Genomic DNA, 13,266 nt, shown 5'->3' with positions numbered 1-13,266 from the left:
GAGCATCGCTTCGACGGCGTCCACGTGATCGGGGTCGACGAGCACGTGTGGCGACACACCCGCCGCGGCGACAAGTACGTCACCATGATCATCGACCTCACCGGGATCCGTGACGGCACCGGGCCGGTGCGGCTGCTGGACATAGTCGAGGGCCGCTCCAAGCAGGCGTTCAAGACCTGGCTGGCCGAACGACCCAAGGCTTGGCGCGACGAGCCATAAGGATGATTGAGTGGGGCACGGCTTGACGTCAACGTCTGCGGTCATCGTTTTCTGCTTCATCGCTTTACGTCGGAGCTGGGTGCTCTCGATGAGTTTTGCGTACGTATTTGAGCAATGGCCGCACGTGCTTCCGGCGCTTTCTTGCTGTCCGCAGCGCATACCTCCTGGTGTCGTCGGCTTTGGACGGCGGGCCCGGCCGCAGGACCGAACGGTTCTCATGTTGTAAGACCGAGCCCGCTGGGCGAGCCTCAGCTCACTGCCTGCTTCACCAGCGCGCTGATCCGCGCCTCCACCTCGGCCGTCACCTCGGTCAGGGCGAAACCGGCAGCCCACATCGCGCCGTCGTCCAGGTTCGCCTGGTCGCTGAACCCGAGCGTCGCGTAGCGCGTCTTGAACTTCGTCGCGGGCTGGAAGTGGCAGACGAGCTTGCCGTCCAGCGCGTAGGCGGGCATCCCGTACCAGAGCTTCGGGGCGAGGACCGGGGCGCTGGCGGTGATGACGGCATGGACGCGCTCGGCCATGATCCGGTCCGATTCTTGCATCTCGGCGATCTTCGCGAGTACGTCCTGCAGGTCCTGCGCCGCCTTGTCCGCACGTGAGGCGCGGCGCGCTGCCTTCTTCTGGTCTTGGGCGTGATCCTTCATCGCGGCCCGCTCCTCGGCCGTGAAACCCTCGTACGTGCTGCTTTCGGTGCTGCTCATGGCGATTTCCTCCTGGAGGAGCTTGATTTTCGGAATCTTGAGAAGGGACGGCTCGGTCGAGGTCACCCCGCCGCGGGGTCTCAGACGGATGCGGTCTCCCAGACGAACCCGTCCGGGTCGGTGAAGGGGTCGGCGTCGCTGCCGAACACGATCCGGTGCGAGCCGGTGCCCTCCTCGGAGACGCCGGTGTCCTTGGCGAGGGCGCGGCGCGGGTAGAGCGCCAGCGTGACGGCCGACGACGGGGTGTCGAACTCGACGTACTTGCCGCCGAAGCTCTTCCCCACGGCCAGGCCGCGGTCGGCGTAGAAGCGCTTGCTCGCCTTGACGTCCGCCACTCCCAGCAGGAGCGCGACCTGGTCGAGGTGCAGGGCGGCAGGGCCGGTGTCCTTCTTCTTCGAGGTCGCGATCTTGCAGATCGTCCCGTCCGGGGCGCGTACGACGCCGCCGTAGCCCCAGAAGCTCTTCGTGGCCGGCTTCAGCGTCGTGGCGCCGGCGTCGAGGGCGGCGGCGATGAAGGCGTCGACGTTGCCCGGCTGGGACACCACGAGTGACAGTGCGAACCCACGGAAGCCGGTCGCCGGCGCATCCGAGGCGCGTACGTTCACGAAGCCCTCAAGGCCGAAGGCCTTGTAGAAGGCCTCCGCGGCCGTGGGGTCGGGAACTTCCAGGGTGATGGATGCGAAGGAGGTCATGGCAGGTCCTTTGGGTGAAGGGGGTTTGTCGTCTTGTCGGTGGCCGCTGTGCGGCGGATATGGCAGGGGAGGCCGGCGCTTAGCGGTCCTGGATCAGTCCGAGGACGTTGCCATCGGGGTCGGTGACGGTGGCCACCAGACGGCCGCCGCCGACCTCGTGCGCGGCCTCCTTCACGATGGCGCCCGCGGCGGTCAGCTCGGCCAGCTTCGCGTCGATGTCCAGTACGTGCCAGTAGGCCACCGGCGAGGTCATGCCCTGCGGTCCACCGCCCGGCACCAGGCCGATGTGCTGGCCCTCGGCCTCGAAGCCCACGTAGTAGGGCGAGTCGTGCTGCGGCGCGACACCGAGCAGGGCCACGTACACTGCCTTGGCCTTCTCCAGGTCGGACACGGGGTGCAGCACGGTCTTGATTCCCTGGGTGGACGAGCCGGTCACGGTCACTCCTGTCGGTCGTGGGTCTCATCGACCCGCTGTCTGCGTACTCACAGCTTTGCTTCCGGACCGGCCGACCCACATCCGTGGTGACCACGGAACGACCACGGATCGAGGACACGGATCGCGCACGGTGGCCACTACGGATGGGTGGTGCGGAGGAAATGCGGCAAACTGGGACAGTGCTGGCAGCAGCGGAGATCTCGCCTCGGGAAGCCGAGGTACTGGAACTGGTCGGGGCCCATCTCAGCAACGCTGAGATCGCGGCGCGGCTGTTCATCTCGGTGCGTACCGTGGAGAGTCACGTCTCCTCGCTGCTGTGCAAGCTGGAGCTGCCGGATCGGCGGGCGCTCGCCCAGCGTGCGCCCGAGCCCGTCGGCGCCGGCCCGTCTCAACCGGCACCGGTTCTGCCGGCCCCGCTGACCTCGTTCATCGGGCGGGTGAGCGAGCGGGCCGAGCTGATCGAGATGATCAAGGCGCAGCGCCAGGTGACCGCGATCGGTCCCGGCGGAGTGGGCAAGACCCGGCTCGCGTTGGCGGTCGCCGCGGACGCAGCCGGGGACTACTCCGACGGGGTGTGGTTCGTCGACCTGGTCCCGGTCACCGATCCGGGCATGATCGCGACCGCGGTCGCCGGGGCGCTCGGCCTCGGTGAGCAGCCCGGCCGCGAGATGACCGAGTCCGTGGTCGCCGCGCTGGCCGACCGTCATGCGCTGCTGGTGCTGGACAACTGCGAGCAAGTGGTGGACGGGGTGGCGCTGTTTCTCGAGCGGGTGCTGGGGACGTGCCCTCGAGTGACGGTGCTGGCGACCAGCCGGGCACGGCTGATGGTGCCCTTTGAACGGGTGTATCCGGTCCCGCCGCTGTCGCTGGCCGTCGATGGGCAGTCGGACGCGGTCGCGTTGTTCATGGATCGGGCGGCGGCGGTCGGCCGGCCGATGGATCCTCCACTGCGCGACCAGATCGCCGCGATCTGTGCGCGGCTGGATGGGATGGCGCTGGCGATCGAGCTGGCCGCCGCCCGGTATCCCACGCTCGGGCTGGACGGCATCACCGCCGCCCTGTCCCACCCGCTGCGGATGCTCACCGGCGGCTCCCGCGCGGATGAGCGGCATCGTTCGGTACGGGGGGCGCTGGACTGGAGCCATGCTTTGCTGGAGCCGGCCGACCGGGCGCTGCTGCGCCGGGTGTCGGTGTTCGTGGCGTCGTTCACCGCTGCCGCGGCGGCGGAGGTGGCCGGGGACGAGGAAGGCCTGGTCGCCGAGGGCCTGGCCCGGCTGGCCGAACAGAGCCTGCTGGTGGTGACGGCGTCCCCGAGCGGGACCAGGTATCGGGCGTTGGAGACCATCCGTCAGTACGGGATGGAGCGGCTGTCCGAGGCCGGTGAGCTGGTCGAGACTCGATCCCGCCACGTTCGCTGGTGCTTGGCCGGGGCCGCCGAGCTGGCGGTGGCGCGGGCGGACTGGCGGGCCCGGTTCGACGCGGTGGCGGACGACCTGCGCGCCGCCCTGGCGTGGGCGGCCGACCAGCCGGAACAGCGCGCGGACGCGTACCGTCTCGCCCGGTGCCTGGCGGAGCTGACCTTCACCCGTCGCCTGATCGGCGAGTCTCAGGGGCGCTATGAGCAGGCCGCCGCGCTTGCCGACGACCCTGCCGCCTCCGCGTCGATGCTCCGGCAGGCCGCGGCCGTGGCCGGCTGCCGGATGCGTGGTGATGACATGGACCGCCTGCACCGCGCGGCCGCGGACGCCGCCCGCCGGTCAGGCGACACCGCCGGTGCCGCCTGTGACCTGGCGACCGCCGCCAGCAACGCCTACCGGTTCTCCGGCAAGTTCGTACGGAAGCTGCCGCCGGAAGAGGCGATCGCGCTCATCACCCAGGCGCGGGAACTGGCCGGCGACGACCCGGCCGCGCAGGCGGCGGTGGCTCTGGCCGAGGCCGGGCGGGCGCTCACCGACGCGATCGGTGCCGCACAGGGCCGAGACGACGACTCGGTCGCGGTGACGATCGCGCGCGCCGAACGAGCGGTCGAGCTCGCTCACCGCACGGGTGACCCGCTCGCCGAGTCCGCCGCGCTCGATACGCTCGCCGGCGCCCAGAGCTGGGCCGGTGACACGTTCGCCGTCGCCGCCACGGCCCGGCGCCGGGTCACGCTGCTCTCCTCCACGCCGGATACACCGGCGGGTACCCATGAGCTGATCGAGGCTCTTGGTGAGGTCACCGAGGCCAGCCTCGGCGTGGGGGACCTGCCAGGTGCGCGCCGGTGGGCGCGGCAACTCGCGGATCATCCGTTGCTGGCGGAGGTCGGCCATCGTGCCACGGGCTGGCTCCTTGTGGCCGACACGTTGGCGGGCAACGTCGACGAGGTGCTCACCGGCAGCGTTCGGTTCCTCGACGCCTGGCAGCGGGCCGGCAGCCCCGCCAGGTCCGTCCTCGGTCCGCCGGCGGCTGCGGTGGCGACGATCCACGGTCTGCGCGACGACCAGGATGCCCGGGGCGAATGGAGCGCGGTGCTGGGTCAGCTCGACTCCTCACCGGGGAATACGTACGGCTACGGGGCGGTCTTCGACGCGATGCTGCTGCTCCACCGTGGGCAGGCACCGGAGGCGCTGGAGCGGATGGCGCCTGAGCCTGGCGAGGTGTGGCAGTGGGTCACCTGGATCTGGCTTCACTGGTATGTGGCGCTGCGCGCCGAGGCTGCCGTGCTCGCCAGGGGTTCCGATGTCGGCGACCGTCTGGCTGAGGCTCGGACCGTCGTGGCCGGTAACCCGGTCGCCGGTGCGCTTGTGGAGCGGGCGCAGGCGCTGCTCGACAATGACCAGGAGCGGTTGCTCGCCACGGTAGATGCGTTTGACGCCGTCGGCTGTCGCTATCAGTCGGCGCGGACGCTGGTGCTCGCCGGTGGCGAGCATGCCGTCCGCGGCGCGGCCGCGCTCGCCGATCTCGGCTTTGCCCCGATGGTCCTGCCCCGGCACCCATGATGATCTCAGAGCCGTCGTGAAGACCGTCAGGGTACGCGGCCGACGCCGCAGATGATGTCGGCGCCGGTCGGACCGGCAAGGGACGGGTCCAGGGCGACGTTCGGGCGCCAATCGCTCGTCGAGACCAGACCCGGCTCCAGCATCTCCAGGCCCTCGAAGAAGCCAGCGATCTGTTCGCGCGTGCGCGGGGTCACGTTGCCCGCGCTGGTCTTGCGGTACACGTCGCGGCCCTCGCCCACCACATCGCTGTCGAGCTCGCCCACGACCACGTGGGAGATGATCAGATGACTTCCGGAGGGCAGGGACTCGCGAACGGTGCGGACGATGGTCTGGGCCAGGTCGTCGTCGGGGATGAAGTGCAGCACCGCGACCATGAGCACGGCCAGCGGCTGCCCGAAGTCGAGGTGGCGGGCGACGTCCGGATTGCCGAGGATTGCCTGGGGGTCCCGCATGTCGCCCTCGACCACGATGGTGTCCGCGGTCTCCGCCAGCAGGGCGCGAGCGTGCACCAGGACGATCGGGTCGTTGTCGACGTAGACCACCCGGGACCCGGGGGAGACCCGCCCGGCCACCTGATGCACGTTCTCCTGGGTCGGCAGGCCGGTGCCGATGTCGAGGAACTGGCGGATCCCGTTTTCGGCGACCGCGGCCACGGCTCGCCCCAGGAACGCCCGGTTGGCCCGCGCGACCTCTCTCGCATTGGGGGAGAGCCGGATGATATGGGCGGCGGCCTCACGATCGGCGGGGAAGTTGTCCTTGCCGCCGAGCAGGTAGTCGTACATGCGAGCGACGCTCGGCACCGTGACGTCCACCCCGGCCGGCGCCTGCTCGTGCTCCGTCATGCCGTCTCCTCACTCCGGTTCAGCCAAAAAGATCTTAGTTCATCCGTTTAGCTCCCGGGATGTCTTTCAGGCACCGGCGCCGCCGTCCACCGGCACGATCGCGCCGGTCACCATCGAGGCCCGGTCGCTGAGCAGCCACGCGGCCACCTCGGCGACCTCGCGAGGCTCGGCCATCCGACCGAGCGGGATCGATGCCTTTGCTTGCTCGACGATGCCGGGGGTCACCGCCTCCCACGCATCCATCATCTCCGTGGCGGTGCCGCCGGGGGTGATGCCGTTCACCCGGATGCCGTCATGGGCCCAGCTCACGGCGGCGGTCTCGGTGATGCTGTTGAGTGCGCGCTTCATGGCGCCGTACGCGGGGAGGGCGGGGTTCGCGCGGCGGCTGCCGATGCTCGAGGTGTTGACGATCGCCCCGCCACCGTTGCGTCGCATGAGCGCGGCCTCGGCGGTCATGGCGGTCCAGTGCGAGCGGAAGTTCACGGCGAACTGCACGTCGATGTCCTCGTCGCTCGTGGTGTGGAGCGGGCCGGGCTGCTGGATCGTCGCGCCGTTGTTGAACGCGCCATCGAGCCGTCCGTGCAGCTCCTCGACGCGGTCGACCGCGGCGTGGATGCTCGTACGGTCGGCGAGGTCCAGGGTGACGGCGTCGGCGACGCCGCCGTCGGCGCGGATCTCCGTGACGATCCGCTGGAGGGCGTCGGTGCCGCGGGCGGCGAGCACGACGGCGGCGCCCTCGGAGGCGAAGAGCCGGGCCGCTGCCTCCCCGATGCCGCGGCTGGCGCCGGTGATGAACACCACCTTGCCGGTGAGCAGGCCGATGGGTGCGATGCCGATGTTGTTCGTCATGACGCCAGTGTCAGGCCGGCCTCCAGACCGGATGCAGGCACAAGCTGTACCAGGATCCGTCGCCGTGCAGCGTGCAGACTCGAGGTATGAACAAGCAGGAACTTGGGGCGTTCCTCCGCAGCCGTCGCGAGCGGCTCCGGCCGGAGGACGTCGGCCTTCCCTCGGGCCCGCGACGCCGGACACCGGGTCTGCGCCGGGAGGAGGTGGCGGTTCTTGCGCACATCTCCACGGAGTACTATGTCCGGCTCGAGCAGGGCAGGGCGCCGCGGCCGTCGGGCGAGGTCCTCGCCGGGATCGCAGGCGCGCTGCGGCTCACCGACGCCGAGTCCGATCACCTCCACGTCCTGGCGGGCACGGCGCCGAGCCGTACCCGGCTGCACCGGCGCGACGTACGCCCGAGCATCCTCGCGCTCCTCGAGCGGCTGCCGCAGACGGCCGCCTTCGTGACGTCCGCCGCGTTCGAGGTGCTCGCGTGGAACGGCCTCGCGGCCGCGCTGATGGAGGACTTCGCCGAGCTCGCCCCGGAGGACCGCAATCTCGCGCGCCGGGCATTCCTCGGGTCGGCGCGCGCCGATGCGACCATGTACGGGATCTCCGACGCCGCGGAGTTCCGGCTGAACGTCGTCATGGAGCTGCGCTCCACCCTCGCCCGATACCCGTCCGACCCCGCGGTGACCGGACTCGTCGACGAGCTCCGCGACGCCAGCCCCGACTTCGCCCGGCTCTGGGAGCGGCACGACGTGCAGGCCGCGCCGATGCTCACGAAGACGTTCCGTCACCCGGTCGTCGGGGAGATCACCGTCGACTGCGACGCGCTCACGCTCACGGACCGCGACCAGCACCTCGTGCTCTACAGCGCGCCGCCAGGATCCTCTGGCGCCGAGGCGCTGGCTCTTCTGAACGTCCTTGGACCCGAGGGAGTCAAGGCGAGCAGGTCGCTCTGAGTCGACACGGTCCATGCTATGGCGATCATTCTCGTGACCGTCCTGCTCTAGTGCTGCCTCGCAGCATGCGCACCGCCAGCACGGTGAGCCACGCCCACCCGATGATCACCGCAGTGCGCTGCAGGAGCCCGCCGTAGGCGACCAGCGCGGGATCCTGCGCGAACGCGGCCGAGGCCAGCGCCATGGCCACCAGGAACGCCACCGCGCTGGTCACCGAGTAGACAGCCCACCCGGCTCCCCCTCTCCGCGCGAGCACCACGCACGCCAAGACGAGTGCGACGAACCCCAGCAGTGAGAAGAGATCGTGGAGTGCGGCCTCCAGACTGCTGTGCTCCGGCAACATCGCGGGGGTGCCCGGGGGATACCCGCTCACCGGATCGCTGGTCAACACTCCGGCGCCGATGAATCCGAGCGCCCAGATCCCCACCAGGATCGGACCCCAGACCGCGCCCCCGAGCGCCCGGCGCAGCCCGAAGGCGAAGGCCAGCGACAGCACGCCGGCGACGATGAAGTTGGCCGCCTGGACCCAGCCGTACTCGCCGAGCGTGAGCGAGCTGCCCGGGTGGCGCAGCGGGTCGTAGCCGGCGCGGACTGCGCCCTGGAGGAGCAGCGCGAGGACGAACAGCGGCCCGGTGACCGCCCCGCACAGCACTAAGCGTCTGGTGATCCTGTCATGGGGGTTCGCCTGTGGCGCGCCGTGGCCGGGCGCGGGCGGTGTGATGGTTCGCATGTCTGTCAGGCTAGATTGACACGCATGGTGCCGTCAATCCAGCCTGACAGACATGTAGCCACCCCTGATGAGCCGTGCCGACGGGTTCAGCTCGAGGCCTGGCCGAGTGTTGCACCAGGCGCCGTGCCACAGCTCGGCACTCGCCCCAAGCGAAGTTCATCCGGAGGGGACACGAAGGGCTTCTGTCGGTGGAGAGGTTGGACCAGCGGGTTAGCCGCGGCCTCTTGGGACTACCGGTCAGGTTTCAGGTTGTCCCGTTGGGCCCTGGGCAGGCGGGACACGACGAGCTCGTAGGAATGATCGATCAGGTCAAGAAGCTCATCGTCGGGTACGGAGCCGTCGAGCGTGACGGTGTTCCAGTGCCGCTTGTTGAGGTGGTAGCCCGCGATGATCGCGGCATACTGGCCGCGCAGGGTGACCGCGAGGTCCGGGTCGCATTTGAGGCTGACGCTACCGGGCGGCTGGCCCAGCATCACCAGCGCGAACATCTTGCCGGCGACCTTGAACACCGCCACCTCATCGCCGAACGGGTAGTCCTCTACGGATCCTGGCAGCGCGCCGCACGCTGCGATCACCCGGTCACGTCGTGAGTCGCGCACCATCACATCTCACCATGGCGGATCGCCCGATGGCTCCTTCGCAAACACCGAATTCGCCGCAGGTGGCTGTGGCGACTCCGCGAGCACGGCGGGAGCTTCGACGAAGGATCGGTGGCCTTCCGGGTGAGCCGCTGACCCCTGGGCCGCCTCAGTACGTCGGTTGCTCGTTCATCTTCGCGCTGATCTCGGCGCGGATCCGCGCCGTCTCGGCTTCTCGCATCGCGTTCGTCCGGCGCAGGAAGTCGAGGATGACGGCCAGCTCGCGCTCGTCGTAGCCGTCGAAGAGCGTTTCCATGATCTGGTCCCGTGGGCCGAGGAGGTTGGCGCCGTCACGTTCCATGGCCTCGGTGACGAGGCTGATGACGGCGCGCCGGCCGTCCGCGGGATCCTTGTCGCGCCGGACGTAGCCCGCCTTTTCGAGCCGGTTGACGAGGCCGGTGATCGCCCCGGTGGTCAGCCGCATCTCCTGTGCCAGTTGCCCGGCGGTGATGGGGCCGGTGCCCGCCAGGATGTTGAGGCACTGCAGGTCGGTCAGGCTCATGCCGCTTCGTTCGGCGATCGCCTGCATGAAGTGCACACCATCCGTGGTGCTCCGGCGGCCTTCCGCCTCGAGCGCACGCAGCAGGTCATCGCGGTCGGCAGGCATTGCTTGACATCCCGTCTGAGCGGTCCCTAGGGTACAAACTATCTTAGTGACTAAGATAAATTTCATCGAGTGCGGCAGTGATCCGCTGTCGCGATGTGGAGGGTACGGCATGGCGACAGTGAGTGACCAGATCAGCGCCTTCTTCGAGCGGTACAACGCGGCGAATAACGCCTTCAACCCTGACTTACTGGGCGACTGCATCGGCGGCACGCTGGTCGGCGCCGACCCGAACGGTGAGGTGCTCGCGCTGGAGAAGGGCGAATTTCTCGCCGGCATCAACGAGCGCAAGGACTACCTTGAGGCGATGGGGTTCGTCTCGGTCAACGTCTACCCGTACGAAGAGGTGCCGCTGAACGAGACCTACACGCTGGTCAAGACGCGCGGCCGGATGGCGATCAAGAAGCAGGACGGGGAGGTCGTCGAGCTGGTGCACGACGCGTCCTACATCCTCTTCCTCAAGGAGGGCGGTCCCAAGATGGTCTTCGCGCTCAGCCATGAGGACCCGATGAAGATGATGCAGGACCAGGGCCTGGCCTGACGCTCCCACTCTCGCCCCGTCGGGACCCGGGAGCGGACGATGGAGCAAGGCGGGATTCCGCCGTCACGGATGACTAGCGGTTCGCGGATGTCGTCCAAGCGTCACGACGTGACGTCCACCAGGACCTTGCCGACCGTGCCGCTCTCCACTGCCCGGTGCGCGTCGGCGGTACGGTCGAGCGGGAAGCGGCACGACGGCGTCGATCACGCCGGCGCCGTTGAGGTGCGGGGTGACTTCGGGGAAATGCCCGGGGTGGGCGCCGGAGCGGGTCTGCCAGTCGGTCGGGTTGACCCCGGGCACGGCGACCTGGACGCGAACCTCGCCAGGGCCGGGCGTGGGCAGGGTGCGGTCGACGAGTTGGAGAACGTCGGGGTTGCCATATGCCGCCGAGCTCGACGACGTCACCACGAGCGTCCCCACCCTGCTCGAACAGCACCCCGCCGACGTCGCGCTCCTGGCCTGGATGGGCCGCTACGCCACATTCGTCGCCACCAAACGCGGGATGATCGAGACGCTGCGCGCCGCTTTCGCCTCCGCGTATCGCACCCCCTCACGGGAACGCGTCACCAGCACGATCGCCACGATCCTCGAACACGGTGTGGCAGCGGGCACGCTCCGCGCGGACGTCGACCCCGACGACGTCACCACGATGCTCATCGGCGTGTTCCTCGCCATCACAGCCGGCGCCCCCCAGGAGCGGACCGATCGCCTGCTCGACCTCCTCATCGATGCGGTCCGCCCGCGAACGAGCGCCAGTACCCCTTGACCTTGCCCCTAGGTCAAGGCTCGACGATGGCTCGCATGAACAACAACGCACTGCACACCGTCGAAGCCCAGATCCGCGAGCAGGTCGCCGCCTACTGCGAGTCCAACAACGTCCCCGGGTTCGTCGCCGGCGTCTACCACGCCGGCGAGCAGACCGTCGTCGCTAACGGCACCGCGAACGTCGCCACCGGCGCCCCGATGCTGCAGGACACCGGATTCCTCTTCGGTTCCGTCACCAAGGTCCTGACCACCACCCTGGTCCTCCAGCAGGTCGACCGCGGGCTGCTGGACCTCGACTCGCCGGTCGTGAAGTACCTTCCCGACTTCGCGCTGGCCGTGCCCGGCGCCGCGGACAAGATCCTGGTCCGGCACCTTATCGGGCACACCAATGGCATCGATGCGGACCTGTACTTCCCCGACGACAAGGGTCGCGACGCCCTGAGGGCCTACGTCAAGGGCCTGGCGAGCAACTGCGGCGCACTGTTCGAACCCGGCGAGCAGCTCAGCTACTCCAACGGCGGCATGATCGTCGCGGGCCGCCTGCTGGAAGTGGTGACCGGCCTGCCCTTCCACGACCTGCTGGCGCGCGCGATCTACGCCCCGGTCGGCATGCCCGACTCCGGCACCTCTGCCGAGCAGGCCATCCTGCGCAGCACGGCGGTCGGCCATTTTCTGGACCTCGAGACCACGGCGCCCAAGCCCACCAGTATGTTCACGCTCCCCGACACCTGGGGGCCGGCCGGCGGCACGCCGATCGGCACCGTCGCCGACCTGCTCGCCTTCGGACGCACCCACCTCGCGGGGGGCGTGTCCCCTTCTGGCACGCGCGTCCTGTCGACCGAGTCGACCGTGCTGATGCAGCAGGTCTCGCACGACATGGAGACGCCGAACGTCCCGCCGATGGGCCTGGGCTGGGTGCTGTACCCGTTCGGCGACACGACCGTGCTCGCCATGTCGGGCGCGTCGCCCGGCGGCGTGTCCATCCTGTGCGTCGTCCCCGACCACGACCTGGTCTTCACCGCCTTCGGCAATACCCCGGGGGCGATCATGTTGCAGGACCAGATCCTGCAGTGGCTGCTGAGCGAGCATCTCGGCGTCCAGATCCCCAAGCTGGTCACCGAGATGGAGCAGGACGTCGACCTCACCCCCTACGTGGGCACCTACCGCTCCAACCAGCTCCGCATCGACGTCAGCATTGTCGACGGCCAGCTCGAGGAGCGGATGACCTACGAACCGGCGGACGAGGCGCAGGAGCGGATCTTCACCGCGTTCGCCGGCGGCATGACCTCCGCCCCGCCGCAGCGCTACGTGCCGATCCGGCCCGGCCTCTTCGCGCCCGCCGGATACCCGCTGGAGACGTTCGACGGATATCTCCGCCTGTTGCTCGTCTCCTACCACGACGTCCGCGACGGCCAAGCGCGCTTCCGCAACGGCGGCGGCCGCCTGACCCGGCGGGTCTGATCACTGGAGTGGGAGGATGTCCGGCATGCTCACGATTGGCCAGCTCGCGGACTACGCCGGAGTGACCATCAAGGCCATCCGCCACTATCACGAGCGCGGTCTGCTCGCCGAGCCCGACCGCGACTCCTCCGGCTACCGGCGCTACACCGCCAAAGATGCCGTCGACCTCGTCAAGATCAGGACCATGGCCCATGCGGGTGTGCCACTGGCCCGCATCAAAGACCTTCTTGACGCCGATCCGGACACGCTCACGGCCGCCATCGCCGAGATCGACCACACCCTCCAAGACCGCATCGCGCAGCTGCAGCGAACCCGCGATCAACTCGCCCAGTTGCGCGGTGACGACCGGCTTTTCGTTTCCCCGGAAGTCGCCGACTATCTCGACGATTTGCGCGAACTCGGCGTCAGTGAGCGAGCGATACACCTGGAACGCGACGGCTGGATCCTCATGCAAACCGCCTCACCCGAGGACGCGTCCGTGTGGATTGCCGAAAAACGCGAGCTCATGACCGATCCCGAGTTCCGCGCTCTTTACCTCGAACACGACGCCGCCTACGACTGGTCGCCGGACGATCCCCGCCTCCCCGCCCTCGCGGAGCGTACCCGGAACTGGTTCACCAACCACCACAGCCGAGCCGAGACCCGCCCCGTCCACAACCCGACCATCGCGCGATTGGCCCAGCAATCCCAGCCCGGAGCCTCATCCCCAGCTTGGGACCGCCTCGCCCAACTCATGAAAAGCTAACGGGGCTTCGCCCCAGCCCGACGAGGCATCGGGGTTGTGGCTGAGGTGGGGGCTCCGGCTGGCGACGAAACGGTGACACGATGTGCCCGTTCATGTGCCGCATGTAGCGGTGGAGTAGCCC

General features: G+C 69.1%; 15 protein-coding genes and 1 pseudogene. 7 read left to right on the top strand and 9 right to left on the bottom strand.

Going from position 1 to position 13,266, the window contains the following annotated elements:
* Positions 1–210 (top strand): annotated as a pseudogene (locus ACTWQA_RS57195) (transposase); the annotation flags it as partial.
* Between the two features lie 257 nt (positions 211–467).
* Here the strand turns inward: ACTWQA_RS57195 and ACTWQA_RS57190 are convergent.
* The 3 genes from ACTWQA_RS57190 to ACTWQA_RS57180 all read right to left on the bottom strand — a co-directional run bounded on the left by ACTWQA_RS57190 (position 468) and on the right by ACTWQA_RS57180 (position 2,048).
* On the bottom strand, positions 468–920 hold the full coding sequence (locus tag ACTWQA_RS57190) for an iron chaperone (protein ID WP_443167172.1): 453 nt from the start codon (positions 918–920) through the stop codon (positions 468–470).
* Positions 921–1,000: 80 nt separating this feature from the next.
* Positions 1,001–1,612 carry a glyoxalase gene (locus ACTWQA_RS57185; protein ID WP_443167171.1) on the bottom strand — a complete coding sequence of 204 codons (612 nt, stop codon included), beginning with the start codon at positions 1,610–1,612 and terminating at the stop codon, positions 1,001–1,003.
* Positions 1,613–1,691: 79 nt separating this feature from the next.
* A complete protein-coding gene (locus ACTWQA_RS57180) occupies positions 1,692–2,048 on the bottom strand; it encodes a VOC family protein (RefSeq protein ID WP_443167170.1) in 357 nt (118 codons plus the stop codon).
* A gap of 179 nt (positions 2,049–2,227) precedes the next feature.
* Here ACTWQA_RS57180 and ACTWQA_RS57175 point away from each other — a divergent pair, with 179 nt between their 5' ends.
* The gene (locus tag ACTWQA_RS57175; protein WP_443167169.1) at positions 2,228–5,026 is read left to right on the top strand and encodes an ATP-binding protein; all 2,799 of its coding nucleotides are present in this window, start codon (positions 2,228–2,230) and stop codon (positions 5,024–5,026) included.
* A 26-nt stretch (positions 5,027–5,052) separates the two neighbouring features.
* On the opposite strand, the gene ACTWQA_RS57170 is transcribed toward ACTWQA_RS57175, so the two are convergent.
* Positions 5,053–5,868 carry an SAM-dependent methyltransferase gene (locus tag ACTWQA_RS57170; RefSeq protein WP_443167168.1) on the bottom strand — a complete coding sequence of 272 codons (816 nt, stop codon included), beginning with the start codon at positions 5,866–5,868 and terminating at the stop codon, positions 5,053–5,055.
* Positions 5,869–5,934: 66 nt separating this feature from the next.
* A complete protein-coding gene (locus ACTWQA_RS57165) occupies positions 5,935–6,717 on the bottom strand; it encodes an SDR family NAD(P)-dependent oxidoreductase (protein WP_443167167.1) in 783 nt (260 codons plus the stop codon).
* A gap of 86 nt (positions 6,718–6,803) precedes the next feature.
* On the opposite strand from ACTWQA_RS57165, the gene ACTWQA_RS57160 reads away from it, so the two are divergent.
* Positions 6,804–7,661: a helix-turn-helix transcriptional regulator gene (locus ACTWQA_RS57160; protein WP_443167166.1), complete on the top strand. Its 858-nt coding sequence runs from the start codon at positions 6,804–6,806 to the stop codon at positions 7,659–7,661.
* Between the two features lie 25 nt (positions 7,662–7,686).
* Here ACTWQA_RS57160 and ACTWQA_RS57155 read toward each other — a convergent pair whose 3' ends face one another.
* From ACTWQA_RS57155 to ACTWQA_RS57145, 3 genes are all read right to left on the bottom strand, one after another.
* Positions 7,687–8,391, bottom strand: coding sequence for a DUF998 domain-containing protein (locus tag ACTWQA_RS57155; RefSeq protein ID WP_443167165.1), 705 nt, complete (start codon positions 8,389–8,391; stop codon positions 7,687–7,689).
* A 230-nt stretch (positions 8,392–8,621) separates the two neighbouring features.
* Positions 8,622–8,993 carry an MmcQ/YjbR family DNA-binding protein gene (locus tag ACTWQA_RS57150; protein WP_443167164.1) on the bottom strand — a complete coding sequence of 124 codons (372 nt, stop codon included), beginning with the start codon at positions 8,991–8,993 and terminating at the stop codon, positions 8,622–8,624.
* A 145-nt stretch (positions 8,994–9,138) separates the two neighbouring features.
* Complete coding sequence (locus tag ACTWQA_RS57145) at positions 9,139–9,636, bottom strand: MarR family winged helix-turn-helix transcriptional regulator (protein WP_443167163.1); 498 nt, start codon at positions 9,634–9,636, stop codon at positions 9,139–9,141.
* Between the two features lie 109 nt (positions 9,637–9,745).
* Between ACTWQA_RS57145 and ACTWQA_RS57140 the strand changes: the two genes are divergently transcribed.
* Entirely contained in the window at positions 9,746–10,174 is a 429-nt protein-coding gene (locus ACTWQA_RS57140; protein ID WP_443167162.1) for a hypothetical protein, read from the top strand.
* 63 nt (positions 10,175–10,237) lie between these two features.
* On the opposite strand, the gene ACTWQA_RS57135 is transcribed toward ACTWQA_RS57140, so the two are convergent.
* Positions 10,238–10,579, bottom strand: a complete 342-nt coding sequence (locus ACTWQA_RS57135; protein ID WP_443167161.1) for an alcohol dehydrogenase catalytic domain-containing protein — start codon at positions 10,577–10,579, stop codon at positions 10,238–10,240.
* Between ACTWQA_RS57135 and ACTWQA_RS57130 the strand changes: the two genes are divergently transcribed.
* From ACTWQA_RS57130 to ACTWQA_RS57120, 3 genes are read left to right on the top strand one after another with little or no spacing between them, the layout of a single operon-like run.
* On the top strand, positions 10,548–10,940 hold the full coding sequence (locus tag ACTWQA_RS57130; protein WP_443167160.1) for an SbtR family transcriptional regulator: 393 nt from the start codon (positions 10,548–10,550) through the stop codon (positions 10,938–10,940). The genes ACTWQA_RS57135 and ACTWQA_RS57130 overlap by 32 nt on opposite strands.
* A gap of 35 nt (positions 10,941–10,975) precedes the next feature.
* Positions 10,976–12,400, top strand: a complete 1,425-nt coding sequence (locus ACTWQA_RS57125; RefSeq protein WP_443167159.1) for a serine hydrolase domain-containing protein — start codon at positions 10,976–10,978, stop codon at positions 12,398–12,400.
* 16 nt (positions 12,401–12,416) lie between these two features.
* Complete coding sequence (locus tag ACTWQA_RS57120) at positions 12,417–13,145, top strand: MerR family transcriptional regulator (RefSeq protein ID WP_443167158.1); 729 nt, start codon at positions 12,417–12,419, stop codon at positions 13,143–13,145.
* Positions 13,146–13,266: the final 121 nt, after the last annotated feature.

The organism is Nonomuraea sp. 10N515B (assembly GCF_052245915.1).
Classification (GTDB): domain Bacteria; phylum Actinomycetota; class Actinomycetes; order Streptosporangiales; family Streptosporangiaceae; genus Nonomuraea.
Note: the sequence above shows the minus strand (reverse complement) of the source record. Positions and strands in the feature narration are given on the sequence as shown.

Coding starts and splice junctions, on each gene's coding strand:
- ACTWQA_RS57190 (WP_443167172.1), bottom strand. CDS start 920: ATGAGCAGCACCGAAAGCAGCACGTACGAGGGTTTCACGGCCGAGGAG.
- ACTWQA_RS57185 (WP_443167171.1), bottom strand. CDS start 1,612: ATGACCTCCTTCGCATCCATCACCCTGGAAGTTCCCGACCCCACGGCC.
- ACTWQA_RS57170 (WP_443167168.1), bottom strand. CDS start 5,868: ATGACGGAGCACGAGCAGGCGCCGGCCGGGGTGGACGTCACGGTGCCG.
- ACTWQA_RS57165 (WP_443167167.1), bottom strand. CDS start 6,717: ATGACGAACAACATCGGCATCGCACCCATCGGCCTGCTCACCGGCAAG.
- ACTWQA_RS57160 (WP_443167166.1), top strand. CDS start 6,804: ATGAACAAGCAGGAACTTGGGGCGTTCCTCCGCAGCCGTCGCGAGCGG.
- ACTWQA_RS57155 (WP_443167165.1), bottom strand. CDS start 8,391: ATGCGAACCATCACACCGCCCGCGCCCGGCCACGGCGCGCCACAGGCG.
- ACTWQA_RS57150 (WP_443167164.1), bottom strand. CDS start 8,993: ATGGTGCGCGACTCACGACGTGACCGGGTGATCGCAGCGTGCGGCGCG.
- ACTWQA_RS57145 (WP_443167163.1), bottom strand. CDS start 9,636: ATGCCTGCCGACCGCGATGACCTGCTGCGTGCGCTCGAGGCGGAAGGC.
- ACTWQA_RS57140 (WP_443167162.1), top strand. CDS start 9,746: ATGGCGACAGTGAGTGACCAGATCAGCGCCTTCTTCGAGCGGTACAAC.
- ACTWQA_RS57125 (WP_443167159.1), top strand. CDS start 10,976: ATGAACAACAACGCACTGCACACCGTCGAAGCCCAGATCCGCGAGCAG.
- ACTWQA_RS57120 (WP_443167158.1), top strand. CDS start 12,417: ATGTCCGGCATGCTCACGATTGGCCAGCTCGCGGACTACGCCGGAGTG.